We start from the raw sequence: 15,071 nt of genomic DNA on the forward strand, positions 1-15,071 counted from the left end.
CCACCGGCTGGCTCGCAGACCTCATCCCCGGCCCAGTCACCGGGCACACCCAACTACTCGGATTGTCCGCTGTACAGCTGCTCGCGGTGGTCGTGCTGGTGGCCGGGGGCGCGCTGCTCGTGGCCGCGTCGCTGGGGGCGGTGGCCGCCTCCACCACCACCGGGGTGCTCGGTGTCCTGGTGGTGTTGGGCGGCCTGGCCCACCTCGTCCTCATGGGAACGGTCAATCCGCTGGGCTTCGCGTTCCCGCACGTCGTCGCGACGCTCGCCGCAGGCACCGTCCTGCTGGTTCTGGGCTGCTACGGGCGCTTCGCCGGTCGCCTGCCCCCGGACAACCCCTACCGCAGGGCGCGGCGCGGTCGTCCCGACGAGGCGGAGCTGGCGGCCTGCCGGCGGCGGTTGGGCGAGTTGGAGGAGCTGGCGCGCGCCGAGCTGGCCGTGGCCGAGGGCCATCCCACACCGGAGCAGGAGTTGTTGCTGCTCCGGCACAACCCGGCCGCCTGCCGCGCCGGGCGCTTCCGCGCGCCCCGCAAGGGCATGCCGTCACCGGGCCACTGAGGCAACGGTCGGCGGTGGGTACCGAGGGATGTCGCGGACCGCGGCCACCCCGGTCGGCGCCCGCACAGCGGTCCTGGGCAGAGCCAGCTACGGCCGGTCAGGGTGCGGTGGCCACGATGGTGAGTGCGACGCCGGAGTCACGGATGTGTTTCTGGGCGGCCGGCGGGATGCGGTCGTCGGCGATGACCAGGTCGAAGCTGGTGAGTGGGGCCAGCGTGTACAGGCCGTGGCGGGCGAACTTGGTGTGGTCGACGAGCAGCACCTTCCGGGTCGCCGACTCCATCAACGCGCGCTTGACCTGGATCGTCTCCTGCGACTGGTGGTAGCAGCGGCCGTGCGTGATCGCCGTGGTGGACATGAACAGGGTGTCGGCGCGGAAGGACCGGACGGCCTCGGCGGTGTGCAGGCCGAGGAAGGCGTCGTAGGCGGGGAAGTAGGAACCGCCGAGCGCGATGAGGTTCACCCCGGGTTCGCCGGCGAGCAGCTTGAGCACCGCGAGGAAGTTGCTGATGACCGTGAGCGGGGCCCGCTCGGTCAGGCGTTGGGCCAGGTAGAGCCCGGTCGTGCTCTCGTCGATCATGATCGTCTGGCCGGGGGTGACCAGGTCGAGCGCGGCGCGGGCGAGCCGTCGCTTGGTGTCGGCCTGGGTCGCCATCCGGTGGGCGACATCGCCGTGGAACATCGCCGAGGGCAGTGCGGTGGCGCCGCCGCGGATCTTGCGCAGCCAGCCCTGGGCCTGCAGGGCGTCGAGGTCGCGGTGGATGGTCATCAGGCTGACGCCGAACTCCGCGACGAGGCTCTCGGTGCGCACGAATCCCTCGCTGACGACCCGGTCGCGGATCCGCTGCTGCCGGTCGCGCTGCCGGTCCACCCGGCCCTCGGCGCCGATCTGGCTCTGCTGTTCCCCGGTGGTCACCTGCCCGCTCCCTCCCATGTCGCGGTCATGTGATTTTAACGTTCATATCACTTCGTTGAAGTAGTCCGAGCGTAGCGCTTCTACCTGCCTTTCCTCGGCTTGAGGACGGGGTGCGCTGCTTGGTGCAACCGCTGACCGGGCCAAACTTCACGTGATTGTTCACGTATCTCGTGGTGGGTTGCGTCGAGTTGTTGACGTACGCCACAGGCCGGGCTTTCGATCGTGGCACCTCGCGGTACCGCGCCCCTGCTGAACCACCCCGAACCTCGCCCCTCCCGGTGGCAACGCCGCCGCCCGACGGAAGGTGTGTCCTCCATGGCCAACACCCTCGACCTCCCCGACCCCGGGGCAGGGGCCCGGCATTGGCTGGCCCGGCTCGGTATCCCGCGGCCGCTCGCCTGGGGCTTCCTCGGCCTGCTGATCTTCATGATCGGCGACGGCGTGGAAGCCGGTTACCTGTCGAAGTACCTGCTCGAACAGGGTGTGTCCGCACCGCGGGTCGCCCTGCTGTTCACCGTTTACGGCATCACCGCCAGCATCGCGGCCTGGTTCTCCGGGCCGTTGTCGGAACTGTGGGGCCCGCGCCGCGTGATGTGGCTCGGGCTGGGCATCTGGGTGGCCTTCCAGGTGCTGTTCCTGACCGTCGCCGTGCCCACGCTCAACTATCCGATGCTCCTGCTCGGCTACGGTCTCCGCGGCTTCGGCTATCCGCTGTTCGCCTTCGGTTTCCTGGTCTGGATCGCGGCGACGACACCGCAGGAACGGCTGGGCACCGCGGTCGGCTGGTTCTGGTTCGCCTTCACCGGTGGCCTGCCGACCCTCGGCTCGCTGGTGGCCAGCGTGCTGATCCCGGTGATCGGCGCCTACCAGACGCTGTGGTTCTCGCTCGCGCTGATCACCGTCGGCGGCCTGGTCGCGTTGCTGATGGTGCGGGAGCCGACGGGGACGCAGCGGCTGGCGCCGCCCGAGGAGCGCCCGATCGCCACGCTGCTGGCCGGGGTGTCCATCCTGTGGCGCCGTCCCCGGGTCGCGATCGGCAGCGTCGTGCGCACCATCAACACCGCGCCGCAGTTCGGCTACCTGGTCTTCCTCCCGGTCTTCTTCACCGAGACCATCGGGCTCAGCCTCACCGAGTGGCTGCGGTTGCTGACCGTCATGTTCACGACGAACATCGTGTTCAACCTGGTGTTCGGCATCGTGGGTGACAAGGTGGGCTGGCGGCGGACCGTCGCCTGGTTCGGCGGCGTGGGCTGCGCGATCACGACGTTGCTCCTCTACTACGTGCCGACGTTGCTCGGCCCGCAGTTCGGGGCGGCGGCGCTCGTTGCCGCGCTCTACGGCGCCACCCTGGCCGGCTACGTGCCGCTGTCGGCCCTGATGCCCTCGCTGGCCCCGGACCGCAAGGGCCAGGCGATGGCCGCGCTCAACCTGGGTGCGGGCGCGAGCGTGTTCGTCGGCCCGGCACTGGTCGGCCTGTTCCTCGGACCGTTCGGCGTGCAGGGCGTGATGTGGCTGTTCGCCGGGCTCTACCTGACCAGCGCGGTGCTGGCGGGTGCGTTGAAGCTGCCGGCGAGCGAGCCGGCCCCGACCGCCGTCGCCGAGCCGGCCGGGGAAACCACGCGTCCCGGTGTCCTCGCCGCGGAGTGAGAAGTTAAGGAGACACTGATGTCCGTCCTGGCTGTCGACCTCGGCACCTCGATGATCAAGACCGTCGTGTTCGACGACGACGGCACCGAGGTCGCCGTGCGCCGGCTCGCCACCGAGGTGCACCGTGCCCGGCCCGGCTGGGCGGAGCAGGACATGGCCGCGGTGTGGGCGGCGGTCACCAACACCGTGCGCGCCGCCGTCGCCGAGGTTGGCGACGAGGTGCGGCTCCTCGCCCTCACCGGGCAGGGTGACGGCTGCTGGCTGGTCGACTCCGCGGGCCGGCCGACCGGTCCGGCGATCCTGTGGTCGGACGGCCGGGCCGGGCCGATCGTGGAGCGGTGGCGACGGGAGGGTGTGCTGGCCGAGGCGTTCCGGCGCAACGGTTCGCTCACCTTCCCGGGCCTGGCCAACGCGATCCTGCGGTGGCTCGCCGAGCACGACCCCGACCGGCTGGGCCGGTCCGCGGCGGCGCTGACCTGCGACGGCTGGGTGTTCTCCCGGCTGACCGGGCAGTTGGTGATCGACGAGTCCGACGCCTCGGCGCCGTTCTTGGACCTGGGCACCCGGCGCTACTCCCCCGAGCTGCAGGCCCTGTTCGGCATGGAGTGGGCCGGCCGGTTGTTGCCGGAGGTCCGGCGCAACGGGGACCGCATCGGCGCACTGACCACGGAGGCGGCCGCCGAGCTCGGGTTGCCCGCCGGGCTGCCGGTGGTCATGGCGCCCTACGACGTGGCGTCCGCGGCCCTCGGCGTCGGTGCGGTGTCGCCCGGGCAGGCGTGCACCATCCTGGGCACGACGCTGGCCACCGAGGTCGTGCGGGACGCGGTGGACACCTCCGGTGAACCCGCCGGGCTGACCATCGCCCTGGACACCCCGGGGCACGTGCTGCGTGCCTATCCCACGCTCGCCGGGACCGAGGTCATCAGATGGGCCATGGGAATGCTGGGGCTTCAGGCCCCGGACCAGCTGGGTGCCCTGGCCGAGCAGAGCCCACCGGGCGCGCACGGGCTGATGTTCCTGCCTTACCTGTCCCCTGCCGGGGAGCGTGCCCCGTTCCTCGACCCGAAGGCGCGCGGCACGCTGTGGGGCCTCACCATCGAGCACAGCCGTTCCGATGTGGCCCGCGCGGTGTTCGAGGGCCTGAGCCTGGTCATCCGGGACTGCCTGCTGGCCGCCGGCGCCGCCGGCGAGCTGCGGGTCTGTGGCGGCGGTTCGGTCAGCGCCACGTGGTGTCAGGTCATCGCCGACATCACCGGCTTGCCCACGCTGCGCTCCACCGACAGTGAGGTGGGTGCCAAGGGTGCCTTCCTGACCGGCATGGTCGCCATCGGCGCCGAGCCGGACCTGGCCGCTGCGGCCGCGCGGTACGTGCGCGTGCACCACGCCTACGAACCCGATCCCGAGCGAAACCGGCAATACGTCCAGCAGTACGAGGACTTCCTCGCGCTCCGGGAGCTGGCCCGCAAGGGTTGGCAACGGCTCGCCGGCCGGACCGCCCCGGTTCCCGCGGAGTCCGCCCTGCGCCTCGGGGGGAGGCCGTCGTGCCTGAGCGTGTGAACGACGACGGCAGCGTGTGGCTGGGTATCGACCTGGGCACACAGAGCGTCCGAGCGTTGGCCGTGGACGCCGACGGCAGGGTGTGGGGCGGGGCGTCCAGCCCGCTGGAGAGCCACCGCGAGGGTGTCCGCCACGAGCAGGGCCCCGAGGAGTGGTGGGTGGCCGCCCAGGCGGTGTGCCGCGCCGCGCTGGTCGACGTCCCGGCCGCGGCGGTGCGTGGGGTCGCGGTGTGCGCGACCTCCGGAACGATCCTGCTCGCCGACCGTCATGGGAATCCCCTCACCGGTGGCCTGATGTACGACGACGGGCGTGCGCGGGAGGAGGCGCCGCGCGTCATCGAGGCGGGTGCGGCGTTGTGGGCGGAACTGGGTTACCAGCCGCAGCCGTCGTGGGCGTTGCCGAAGTTGTTGTGGCTGCTGAAGCACACGTCGGCTCCGCCCGGGACGCGGCTGCTGCACCAGGCCGACTTCCTCACCACCCGGTTGGTCGGTCGGCTCACCGCCGCGGACTCCAGCCATGCCCTCAAGACCGGCTACGACCTGGTGCGCGGGACCTGGCCCACGGCCCTGCTCGAGGCCCTCGACGTCCCGACCGAGCTGCTGCCGGCCGTGGTGCGGCCCGGCAGCGTCCTCGGCGAGGTGTGCGCGGTGGCCGCGGACGCCACCGGAATCCCGGCGGGCACCGCCGTCGTCGCCGGGATGACCGACGGGTGCGCCGCCCAACTCGGGGCCGGCGCGTTGGAGGTCGGATCCTGGAACTCGGTGCTCGGCACCACGTTGGTCCTCAAGGGAGTCACCACCGAACGGGTGCGCGACCCGCTGGGCGTCCTCTACTCGCACCGCGCGTCGGATGGCAACTGGCTTCCGGGCGGGGCATCCAGTGTCGGCGCCGGGGTGCTGTCCCGGGCTTTCCCGGACCGCGACCTGGCCGCGCTGGACGAGCGTGCCGCCGGCTACGAGCCGTCGACGGTGCTGACCTATCCCCTGGTTTCGCGCGGGGAACGGTTCCCCTTCGTCGCACCGCAGGCCGAGGGGTTCACCGTCGGCACGCCACGGGACGAGGCCGACCAGTACGCGTCGCTACTGCAGGGCGTCGCGTTCGTCGAGCGGCTGTGCTTCGACTACCTCGACCTGCTGGGCGCTCCGGTCGACGGCCAGGTGACGTTGACCGGCGGTGGGGCCCGTAGTTCCTACTGGTGCCAGCTCCGGGCCGACGTGCTCGGCCGCGAGGTCGCCGTGCCGGACAACGCTGAGGCCGCGCTCGGCATGGCGATCCTCGCCCGGGCCCGGGACGGCTCCCCCGCCCCGGTGGCCCGCCGCATGGTGCGACTGCGGCGCACCTTCCACCCCCGCCCGGGGCGTACGGACCGGCTCCTCGACGCACACCTGCGCCTGGTCGAGGAGCTGTCCGCCCGCGGGTGGCTACCCGAGACACTGGCGCAGCACGCGAAGAGGAGGGCCGAGGCTTGACGAACCTGGTGCTGGTGCGGCACGGCGAGACCGTCTGGCATGCCGAGAACCGCTACGCCGGGCGCAGCGACGTGGCCCTGACCCGGCGCGGCCACGAGCAGGCCGAGCACCTGGGCCAGTGGGCCAAGGGCGCGGACCTGGCCGCCCTGTGGTGCTCTCCGCTGTCACGCTCGCGCGACACCGCGGCCGCGGTCGCCCGCACCACCGGGCTGGAGCCACGGGTGGACACCCGGTTGCGCGAGGTGGACTTCGGCGAGGGGGAGGGCCTGACCTCCGGCGAGATGGCCGAGCGGTTCCCGCGGGCACGGGCGGCGTTCCGACGCGACCCGGTGGCGTACCACCTGCCCGGTGGTGAGCCGCCCACGGAGGCGGTCGCGCGGGCGCTCGGGTGCCTGTTGGAGATCGTGACCGCACATCCCGACGGGCGAGTGCTGATCGTGGGGCACAGCACGCTCAACCGGTTGCTGCTGTGCCACTTCCTCGGGGTGCCGCTGGCGCGTTACCGGGATCTGTTCCCGGTCATCGGCAACTGCACGCTCGCCGAGCTCCGTTGGGACGGCATCGGCCAGGCAGCACTACTGCAACTGAACACCCCGGTCGAGGGCCCGGCCGGCTGAGAAGTCACTGGAAGGAACCCGAAGCGACATGCGCATCCTCGCCGCCGGCGACCACTTCGTGCTCAACTCCCTGCTCGTCGAGGCGCTCCGCGCCGAATTGGGCGACGAGCCGGACATCGTCGAGCTGACCCTGCCGTGGCCGATCGAACCGTTCGGCGACGTGGCCGAGGTCCACGAGGCCTCCGGTACCGAGGAGCAGCTGATCGAGGCGTTGCGGGACGTCCGCGTTTGCGTGACCCAGATGGCGCCGCTCACCCGTCGGGTGTTGGCGGTCTGCCCGGCCCTGAAGTTGTTCGCGATCGGGCGCGGTGGGCCGGTGAACGCGAACCTGGCCGCTGCCACGGAGCACGGTGTCGCCGTCACCTCCGCCCCCGGGCGGAACGCGACCGCCACCGCGGAGCACACCGTCGCCCTGATGTTGGCCGCCATGCGCCGGATCCCGCAGACCCATGGCGAGCTGGCAGAAGGCACGTGGCGCGGCGACTACTACTGCTACGACCAGGTCGGGTTGGAGCTGCGGAACAACACCGTGGGGTTGGTGGGGTACGGCGCGATCGGTAGCCGCGTGGCCGCGATCCTGCGCGGGTTCGGCGCCGAGGTGCTGGTGTTCGACCCCTATGTCACCCAGGACGCCCTGGCCGGGGTGGCCGAGCGGGTCGAGTTGCCCGAGCTGCTGCGGCGGTCCCTCGTGGTGTCCCTGCACGCGCGGGCGACTCCGGAGACCACCGGGATGATCGGGGCCGCCGAGATCGGGCTGATGCCGGCCGGGTCGGTGCTGGTGAACTGCGCGCGCGGCGCTCTTCTCGACTACGACGCCGTGTGTGACGCCCTGGACTCCGGGCACCTGTTCTCGGCCGCGTTCGACGTGTTCCCGGAGGAGCCGATCCCCGCCGGGTCCCGGCTGTTGCGGACCCCCAACGTGGTCATGACGCCGCATCTGGCTGGCGCGAGCCGGCAGACCGCGGCGGAGGCGGCGCGGATCACCGCGGCCGAGGTTGGCCGGTTCGTGCGCGGTGAGCCGCTCGCGCACTGCGCCAACCCCGACGTTCTCGCCCGCCTGGGCTAGTCCCGGCGGCGATCGGGGCTCCGGCTGGCCGCACCCTTGTCAGCCTCGTCCAGCGACCAGCCGGAGTCCCTTCCCTCGTCCGGAGTTCCCCCGGCGGAGGGCTGTTAGTGGATCATGCCGCGCGAACCGGGGCAGGATGCCCGACAGGGCCGCAGCTGTGGCGACGCTGTCGGCGATGAGGCGGCGCCGGGTGCGTCGGACGGACCGGACCCCTCGCCCCGGGATGACCGCCTCACCGAGGGCCGACACGTGTGCCGTGGTGGCGAAGGGCGCCGCGGCGACGAAGGGCTCAGGCGGGAGGCAAGGGTGGCCGAATCCCCTGCGATCGGTGCAAGTCGTCGGACCGTGCTCGCCTCGTTGGCGGGTGCCGTCGGTCTGGCGTTCACCAGCCGGGTCAGCGCGGTCGCCGCGCCACGGCGGGTGGCGGCGACCACGACCCTCACGGTGGTGGCCCACCCCGATGACGACCTCCTGTTCTGCGCTCCCCACGTCATCTCCGACGTCCAGGCCGGCTACAACACCTGGGTCCTGTACCTCACCGCGGGCAACGTCCAGCCGAACGACCTGAACTATGCCGATCAACGCGCGCACGGCGTGCGGGCCGCCTACGCCCGCATGGCTCGGGTGGCCAACTCCTGGCACCACGAGCCGATGATGCTGGGGGGCCACGAGGTGGCGACCAGCGTGTTGCAGGGCACCAACGTCCGGCTGCTGTTCCCCTACATCCACGCGGCGTCCGCACCACGCGTCGAGGACGGTGACCTCCATCGGCTCTGGCACGACCCCAGCTTCGTGGCGCATCCGCTGGACGGTCGCGCCCCCTACACCCGCGGCTCGCTGGTCGCGATGCTTCGGGCGCTGTACGAGAAAACGAACCCGAGCTACATCCGCACCCAGGACACCACTGCGAGTCGCGCCGCGTCGCATTTGGACCACATCTGCGGGGCGTTGTTCGCCGCCGAGGCCGACACCGCCAACGGAAGCACGGTGCGCCGGCGCGACGAGTACTACGACTACCAGGCGCAGCACATGGCGCAGAACGTGAGCGGGTACTGGGAGACCGAGAAGCGCGAGGCATACCAGCAGTACCGGGGCTACGACTATCTCAGCGCCCCTTGGGAGCCGATGATGACCCGTCAGCACCAGCGGAAGGTCTACCAGGCCGGGGAAGCGTGGAAGGGCCGCACCGACCCGATCTGACGAGCGGGTTGACGCCGGCGCCATGGGCCGGACCATTCAGGCATAACAAATATCTGGCCACAGAGGTGACGCTCGCAGCGCTGGACGTCTCGGTCGTGCGCGAGGTCGAGGCCGTCGTCGGGGAGGCGGGTGTCGGAATCGCCCCGAAGACGAGGGAAGGGCGCCGGTCCCAACGGGCCGGCGCCCTTCCTTCCCGCGGTCAGACCCCGGCGACCGGGACGAGCTGGGAGGACGAACCCGAGGCCCCCGTCCAGGAGCTGTCAAACCGCATCTCGTGCTGGTGCGCCAGCGCGTAGGCGGCCAGCAGCTCGTCGAGCCCGTCCGCCTCGCGCGCGGTGCGGAAGGCGGGCGGTAGGGTCTGTCCGGCGGCGCGGCCGGCAGTGACGGCGGACACGAACTGCCGGACTGCAGTCGGTGGTGGCACTACCGCATCGGCCGCGTAGGCCAAGACGACGGCCGGGTCCGCGGGATGCGTCTCCACGGCGACCGCCCAGCCGTTCTCCTCGTCCCAGAGCAACATCAGGTCCAGGTCCGGAAAAGCCGGACACCGTTCGTCCAGCGCCACGTAGGCGGTTGCCGGCTCGTCCAGCTCGTAGCTGGCCGCCTCGGCCGGCAGTCCCAGCTCCTCGGCGACCGAGCGCACGTACCAGCCCAGGCCGAACCCGGGTTCACCGTACGGGTCAATGTTCATGTCCGCTCCTCCTGGAGGTCCCCGGCCGCACCCCGGTCGGGTTTCGGCCGGCTCGCTCCGGTGGTGCGGGCCCCTCCCGGCTGGCCCGGACCGCCCCGGCGGAGCGAGGTTCCTATGGACGGTTGAGAAGCGACGCGGCGTCGTTGGGCGTCGGTTCACCGGTCGGGACGGTTCTCGTCGAGACCGGTCGCGATGACCTCACACTAGCTGTAAGTCGCCTGGTTGCGGCGTTTTTGATGGTGTCGGGTGGCGGAAATCTCCTTCCCAGCCGGTAACAGACGATCCCTTTTAACCGAAGAAACATGTCGTTTACGTGCGCCCGGGGAGATGTCCAGGCTGCCGGCCCGCCGCCGGTTTCGCCGTGATCGTCCCAGACGCCCCACCTGTCACCCGCAGCTGCGACGTCTTGTCGAAGTAGTGCTGCGCGACGGGAGAACCACATCCATCACCGCGCATTACGTGACTCGGCAACACAGTCGAACGCAAGCGACGCGAGTCCCGAATTTGTCCCTAGTGGACAGTTGCTGCAGATCGTTGATCCTCACTCGTAGCAACGCGACAAGCCTGCATGTCCATTGAGGACCTGGGGGGTCTGTGCGCGGGACGACAGTGTGCAACACGCTCACCGGCTGGCGGTGTTGCCCGCCCCGGGGTCGACAGCACACGCTTGCCCTGTCCTCACCCGGATGGCGCAGGGGCGACACAAGACACAAGGAGGAGCGGAAGTGCCGGATACGACGGGCCCGGAGCTGCGGCTGCTCCTCATGGCCGACACCCATGTGCCGAAGCGGGCCCGTGACCTGCCCGACGAACTGTGGGCGGCGGTGGAGTGGGCCGACGTGGTCGTCCACGCCGGCGACTGGGTGGACGTGTCCCTGCTCGACGAGCTCGAGACACGGAGCCGCCGCCTGGTGGGTGTGTACGGCAACAACGACGGCCCCGACCTGCGCTCTCGGCTGCCCGAGGTCGTCACCGTGCAGCTGGCCGGCGTCCGGCTCGCCGTGGTGCACGAGACCGGGCCCGCCAAGGGCCGGGAACAGCGGTGTGCCGCCCGGTTCGCCGACACGGACGTGCTGGTGTTCGGGCACAGCCACATCCCGTGGGACACCACCACCGACACCGGACTCCGCCTGCTCAACCCCGGTTCGCCGACCGACCGTCGGCGGCAGCCGACATGCACGTACATGACCGCCCGGATCAGCGATGTGGAGCTCACTGACGTGGTCCTCCATCATCTGCCGCCGAGACGGCCACGTTCCCGGTCGCCCCTGACCGCCACGGGCCTCAGCGCCGCGCGGGGACCGGGATCCGGGCCAGGTCGGTGGCGACGACGATGTCGCCGTCGAAGACCTCGGCCGCCTCGTCGTGGAAGCGCACCGGGTCGTCGTAGCGCTGGGAGAAGTGAGTCAGCACGAGCCGGCGCACACCGCACTCGGTGGCCACCCGCGCCGCCTGGGCCGCGGTCAGATGACCGTAGGTGGCGGCGAGGTCGGCGTCGGGGCCGAGGAAGGTGGACTCGATCACCAGCATGTCGACCCCCTCGGCGAGTGCGAAGGCCGCCTCGCACAGCCGGGTGTCCATGACGAAGGCGAACCGCTGGCGCGGCCGTGGGGCACTCACCTCGGCCAGGGTCACGGTCCGCCCACCGACCTCCAGGTGCCCGGCGCGCTGGAGCTGCCCGACGCGGGGACCACCGATGCCGAACCAGGTGAGCCGCTCGGGCAGCATACGGCGCCCGTCCGGCTCGACGAGCCGGTAGCCCACCGACTCGACGGGGTGGTCCAGCCGTCGCGCTTCCAGGCATCCGAACGGGCCGGACGCGACCGTGCCGTCCCCGGCCACCGGCTCCTCCCGGAGGTCGGCCACCTCGTGGAACACCGCGGCGTGGCGGAGCCGGGCGAAGAACTCCCGCCCGGACGCCGGGTAGTGCGCGACCACCCGGTGCGCCACCCCATCCAGCGACAAGCGCTGCACGATCCCGGGCACACCGAGGCAGTGGTCGCCGTGGAAGTGGGTGAGGCAGATCCGGGTGATGGCACTCGCCGCGACCCCGGCCAGCAGGAACTGGCGCTGCGTCCCCTCCCCGGGGTCGAACAGCAGTCCCTGGTCGTCCCAGCACAGCAGGTAACCGTTCTGGTTGCGGTACCGGGTGGGCACCTGGCTGGCGGTACCCAGCACGATCAGTTCTCGCGGCGACACACCCGCACCTTGGCATCCTCGCAAGACACCGTTTCCAGGGGCGGAGGAGCAGCGAAAGGCCGGCCACGGGACGTCGGTAAGACCGGGCCGCCCCTCCCCCGCTCGTCAGGGCCGTGCCGAGGTCACGTCGAAGGCGAGGCGGCCGTCCCGCTGGTCGACCGTCACGTGCTGGCCCGCCGAGAGCTGGCCGCTTAGCAACATGCGGGACAACTCGTTGTCGACCTCGCGCTGGATGGTGCGTCGCATCGGCCGCGCCCCGAACTCCGGCTGGTGGCCGTGCTCGGCGAGCCAGTCCACCGCCGCCGGGGTGAACTCCACCGTGATGTCCTGGGCGTGCACCCGGCGCCGGGTCTCCTCCAGCAGCAGCTCGGTGATGCGCCGCAGCTGCTCTCGGTCCAGCCGGCGGAACACGATCACCGCGTCGATCCGGTTGAGGAACTCCGGGCGGAAGGACTCCCGCAGCCGGGCCATCACCCGGTCCCGCACGTTGGTCTCCTCGGCCTGGCCGGCGCGGAAGCCGGCCGGGCCGCCACCGGTCAACGCCTCGGACCCGATGTTGCTGGTCATGATCAGCACGGTGTTGCGGAAGTCGACCGTGCGGCCCTGGCCGTCGGTGAGCCGCCCGTCGTCGAGTACCTGCAACAGGATGTTGAAGACGTCCGGATGCGCCTTCTCGATCTCGTCGAGCAACACCACCGAGTAAGGCTGCCGCCGCACCGCCTCGGTGAGCTGCCCGGCCTCCTCGTAGCCGACGTAACCGGGCGGGGCGCCCACCAGTCTGCTGACCGTGTGCCGCTCGCCGTACTCGCTCATGTCCAGCCGGATCATTCGGTCGCTCTGTCCGAACAACGCCTCGGCCAACGCGCGGGCCAGCTCGGTCTTGCCGACGCCGGTGGGGCCGAGGAACAGGAAGCTGCCGACCGGGCGGTTCGGGTCGCCCAGCCCGGCGCGCGAGCGGCGCACCGCCTCGGCGACCGCCTCGACCGCCTCGTCCTGCCCGATCACCCGCTTGCGCAGGTGTTCCTCCAGGCGCAGCAGCCGGTCCCGTTCCTCCTCGGTGAGCTGGCTGACCGGGATCCCAGTCGCACGGGCGACGATCTCGGCGATGTCGTCCTCGGTGACGGTGGAGACCCCGGTGGGGCGGTCGTCCCCGCGCAGCTCGTCGACGCGCCGCCGCAGCTCGGCGATGCGGTCGCGCAGCGTCGAGGCGCGCTCGTACTGCTCGTCGGCGACGGCCTGGTCCTTGTCCCGGCTCAGTTGCTCCAGCTGGCGTTCCCGGTCGCGCAGGGCGGTGGCGGGCCGCCGGGTGCGCAGCCGGACCCGGGCGCCGGCCTGGTCGATCAGGTCGATCGCCTTGTCCGGCAGGAACCGGTCGGTGAGGTAGCGGTCGGACAGCTCGGCGGCGGCCACCAGCGCCCGGTCGGTGAACCGCACCTGGTGGTGCGCCTCGTAGCGGTCCCGCAGGCCACGCAGGATGGCGATGGTGTCGTCCACTGTCGGCTCGGGCACCAGGATCGGCTGGAATCGGCGCTCGAAGGCCGGGTCCTTCTCGATGTGCTTGCGGTACTCGTCGAGCGTCGTGGCGCCGATGATGTGCAGCTCGCCGCGGGCGAGCGCGGGCTTGAGGATGTTGCCGGCGCCCATCGCGCCCTCGCCGGCGCCCGCGCCCACCACGGTGTGCAGCTCGTCGAGGAAGGCGATCACCTCCTCGCCGTGCTCCCGCAACTCGTCGATCACCTTCTTGACGCGTTCCTCGAAGTCACCGCGGTAGCGGGTGCCCGCGACCATCCCGGTGAGGTCGAGCTGGACGACCCGCCGGTTGCCGAGCACGTCGGGGACGTCGCCGTCGACGATGCGTTGCGCGATGCCCTCCACGATCGCGGTCTTGCCGACCCCGGCCTCGCCGATGAGCACCGGGTTGTTCTTGGTGCGCCGGGACAGCACCTCGATGGTCTGCTCGATCTCGTCGTCCCGGCCGACGACCGGGTCGACCTTGCCCGCGGCCGCCAGCGCGGTGAGGTCACGGCCGTACTGGTCCAGGGTGGGGGTGTCGGCGCGCGGCCGGGCCTCGGCGGGAGCCGCCGAGCGGCCCGCGGCCGCGCGCTGCAGGGACTGCGGGGTGACCCGCAGGTCCCCCAGCAGCCGGCCGGCCGAGGACTCCGGGTTGGCCGCCACCGCCAGCAGCAGGTGCTCGGGGCCGATGTAGGAGGAGCCGAGGGCGAGCGAGATCTGGTGGGCGTCCAGCAACGCCCGCTTGGCGGCCGGGGTGAGCACCGGCGGTTCCTCGCGCCGTTCCCCGTGCTCCACCCGCTTGTCGATGTCGCGCGCGACCGCGTCCGGGTCGGCGCCGGTGCGGCCGAGGAGCTGCCGGGTGGGCTCGAGCTGGGTGGCCGCCCACAGCAGGTGTTCGGTGTCCAGGTCGGGCGAGCCCCATTCCGCGGCCTGGGAGACCGCGGTGGCCAGCAGTTCCCGGGCCTGGTCGCTCATCAGCCGGGTGATGTCGACACGCTGGACGGGCCGGCGTGGCGCACCGGCACCGAAGAACCGGGCCAGGAAGTCGTCGAACGGGCTCTGCCCGAACCCGCCCGGGCCGAAGAAACCGGTCATCGTCCCCCTGCCTTCCGCTGTCTCCTACACGTCTGGGCGTACCACTCGGTGCCGTCCGGCGCGACTCGGCGCACGCGTGGTCGTCGTCTACCTGGTGATCCTTTCCCCATCGGGGGAACGTGGCAGGCGTGACGGATGTTCCGGGGCCGGGTGGGGTGTCGGTGTTCCCGGGGATGATCCGCTCATGGGTGCAACGACCATTCCGATCCTGCCCAGCGCCGACCTGGACGTGACCGTGGCGTTCTACGAACTGTTGGGCTTCACCGAGGAACTGCCTCGCCATCCGGGTTACCTGATCATGTCCCGTGACAACGTCGAGCTGCACTTCTGGCTCAAGACGGATGTGGAACCGATGACCAACGACGTCGCCTGCTATCTCCGGTACGACACGGTCACCGAGGTAAGGGCCCGGTATACCGAATGGAGTCGGCTCGACCTCGGCGAGCGGCTACGACCGCCGGTGGAGACAGACTACGGGATGGTGGAGTTCGCGTTGATCGACCCGCACGGCAACCTGCTTCGCATCGGCGCGTTGCTGTAGTTGC

The 15,071-nt window shown here is 71.3% G+C and carries 12 protein-coding genes and 1 pseudogene; 9 read left to right on the forward strand and 4 right to left on the reverse strand.

Annotated elements, in window-relative coordinates:
- The coding region (locus IEY55_RS28610) for a hypothetical protein (RefSeq protein WP_229686850.1) at positions 1-557 on the forward strand (557 nt) is incomplete at its 5' end.
- Positions 558-654: 97 nt separating this feature from the next.
- Here IEY55_RS28610 and IEY55_RS28615 read toward each other — a convergent pair.
- Positions 655-1,473, reverse strand: a complete 819-nt coding sequence (locus IEY55_RS28615) for a DeoR/GlpR family DNA-binding transcription regulator (protein ID WP_229686851.1) — start codon at positions 1,471-1,473, stop codon at positions 655-657.
- Positions 1,474-1,788: 315 nt separating this feature from the next.
- On the opposite strand from IEY55_RS28615, the gene IEY55_RS28620 reads away from it, so the two are divergent.
- The 6 genes from IEY55_RS28620 to IEY55_RS28645 all read left to right on the forward strand — a co-directional run bounded on the left by IEY55_RS28620 (position 1,789) and on the right by IEY55_RS28645 (position 9,029).
- Positions 1,789-3,120: an MFS transporter gene (locus IEY55_RS28620; RefSeq protein WP_189061695.1), complete on the forward strand. Its 1,332-nt coding sequence runs from the start codon at positions 1,789-1,791 to the stop codon at positions 3,118-3,120.
- Positions 3,121-3,138: 18 nt separating this feature from the next.
- On the forward strand, positions 3,139-4,677 hold the full coding sequence (locus IEY55_RS28625; RefSeq protein ID WP_189061696.1) for an FGGY-family carbohydrate kinase: 1,539 nt from the start codon (positions 3,139-3,141) through the stop codon (positions 4,675-4,677).
- Complete coding sequence (locus IEY55_RS28630; RefSeq protein WP_229686852.1) at positions 4,662-6,146, forward strand: FGGY-family carbohydrate kinase; 1,485 nt, start codon at positions 4,662-4,664, stop codon at positions 6,144-6,146. The genes IEY55_RS28625 and IEY55_RS28630 overlap by 16 nt, the downstream gene beginning before the upstream one ends.
- Positions 6,143-6,763 carry a histidine phosphatase family protein gene (locus tag IEY55_RS28635; RefSeq protein WP_189061697.1) on the forward strand — a complete coding sequence of 207 codons (621 nt, stop codon included), beginning with the start codon at positions 6,143-6,145 and terminating at the stop codon, positions 6,761-6,763. Before IEY55_RS28630 ends, IEY55_RS28635 begins: the two co-directional genes overlap by 4 nt.
- Before the next feature lie 28 nt (positions 6,764-6,791).
- Positions 6,792-7,829, forward strand: a complete 1,038-nt coding sequence (locus IEY55_RS28640; RefSeq protein WP_189061698.1) for a 2-hydroxyacid dehydrogenase — start codon at positions 6,792-6,794, stop codon at positions 7,827-7,829.
- A gap of 306 nt (positions 7,830-8,135) precedes the next feature.
- On the forward strand, positions 8,136-9,029 hold the full coding sequence (locus IEY55_RS28645; RefSeq protein ID WP_189061699.1) for a PIG-L family deacetylase: 894 nt from the start codon (positions 8,136-8,138) through the stop codon (positions 9,027-9,029).
- A gap of 199 nt (positions 9,030-9,228) precedes the next feature.
- Here IEY55_RS28645 and IEY55_RS28650 read toward each other — a convergent pair whose 3' ends face one another.
- Positions 9,229-9,720: a DUF6292 family protein gene (locus IEY55_RS28650; RefSeq protein WP_189061700.1), complete on the reverse strand. Its 492-nt coding sequence runs from the start codon at positions 9,718-9,720 to the stop codon at positions 9,229-9,231.
- Positions 9,721-10,469: 749 nt separating this feature from the next.
- On the opposite strand from IEY55_RS28650, the pseudogene IEY55_RS28655 reads away from it, so the two are divergent.
- Positions 10,470-10,970, forward strand: a pseudogene (locus tag IEY55_RS28655) (metallophosphoesterase family protein); the annotation flags it as partial.
- A 34-nt stretch (positions 10,971-11,004) separates the two neighbouring features.
- Here the strand turns inward: IEY55_RS28655 and IEY55_RS28660 are convergent.
- Positions 11,005-11,919 (reverse strand): ribonuclease Z, encoded by a 915-nt coding sequence (locus tag IEY55_RS28660; RefSeq protein WP_189061701.1) that lies wholly within the window; start codon positions 11,917-11,919, stop codon positions 11,005-11,007.
- A 105-nt stretch (positions 11,920-12,024) separates the two neighbouring features.
- Positions 12,025-14,526, reverse strand: coding sequence for an ATP-dependent Clp protease ATP-binding subunit (locus IEY55_RS28665; protein ID WP_189061702.1), 2,502 nt, complete (start codon positions 14,524-14,526; stop codon positions 12,025-12,027).
- A 184-nt stretch (positions 14,527-14,710) separates the two neighbouring features.
- Between IEY55_RS28665 and IEY55_RS28670 the strand changes: the two genes are divergently transcribed.
- Complete coding sequence (locus tag IEY55_RS28670; RefSeq protein WP_189061703.1) at positions 14,711-15,067, forward strand: bleomycin resistance protein; 357 nt, start codon at positions 14,711-14,713, stop codon at positions 15,065-15,067.
- The last annotated feature ends 4 nt before the right edge of the window (positions 15,068-15,071 follow it).

The sequence above is a fragment of the Longimycelium tulufanense genome (assembly GCF_014645795.1).
Lineage (GTDB): Bacteria > Actinomycetota > Actinomycetes > Mycobacteriales > Pseudonocardiaceae > Longimycelium > Longimycelium tulufanense.

Coding starts and splice junctions, on each gene's coding strand:
- IEY55_RS28620 (WP_189061695.1), top strand. CDS start 1,789: ATGGCCAACACCCTCGACCTCCCCGACCCCGGGGCAGGGGCCCGGCAT.
- IEY55_RS28625 (WP_189061696.1), top strand. CDS start 3,139: ATGTCCGTCCTGGCTGTCGACCTCGGCACCTCGATGATCAAGACCGTC.
- IEY55_RS28640 (WP_189061698.1), top strand. CDS start 6,792: ATGCGCATCCTCGCCGCCGGCGACCACTTCGTGCTCAACTCCCTGCTC.
- IEY55_RS28650 (WP_189061700.1), bottom strand. CDS start 9,720: ATGAACATTGACCCGTACGGTGAACCCGGGTTCGGCCTGGGCTGGTAC.
- IEY55_RS28665 (WP_189061702.1), bottom strand. CDS start 14,526: ATGACCGGTTTCTTCGGCCCGGGCGGGTTCGGGCAGAGCCCGTTCGAC.
- IEY55_RS28670 (WP_189061703.1), top strand. CDS start 14,711: ATGGGTGCAACGACCATTCCGATCCTGCCCAGCGCCGACCTGGACGTG.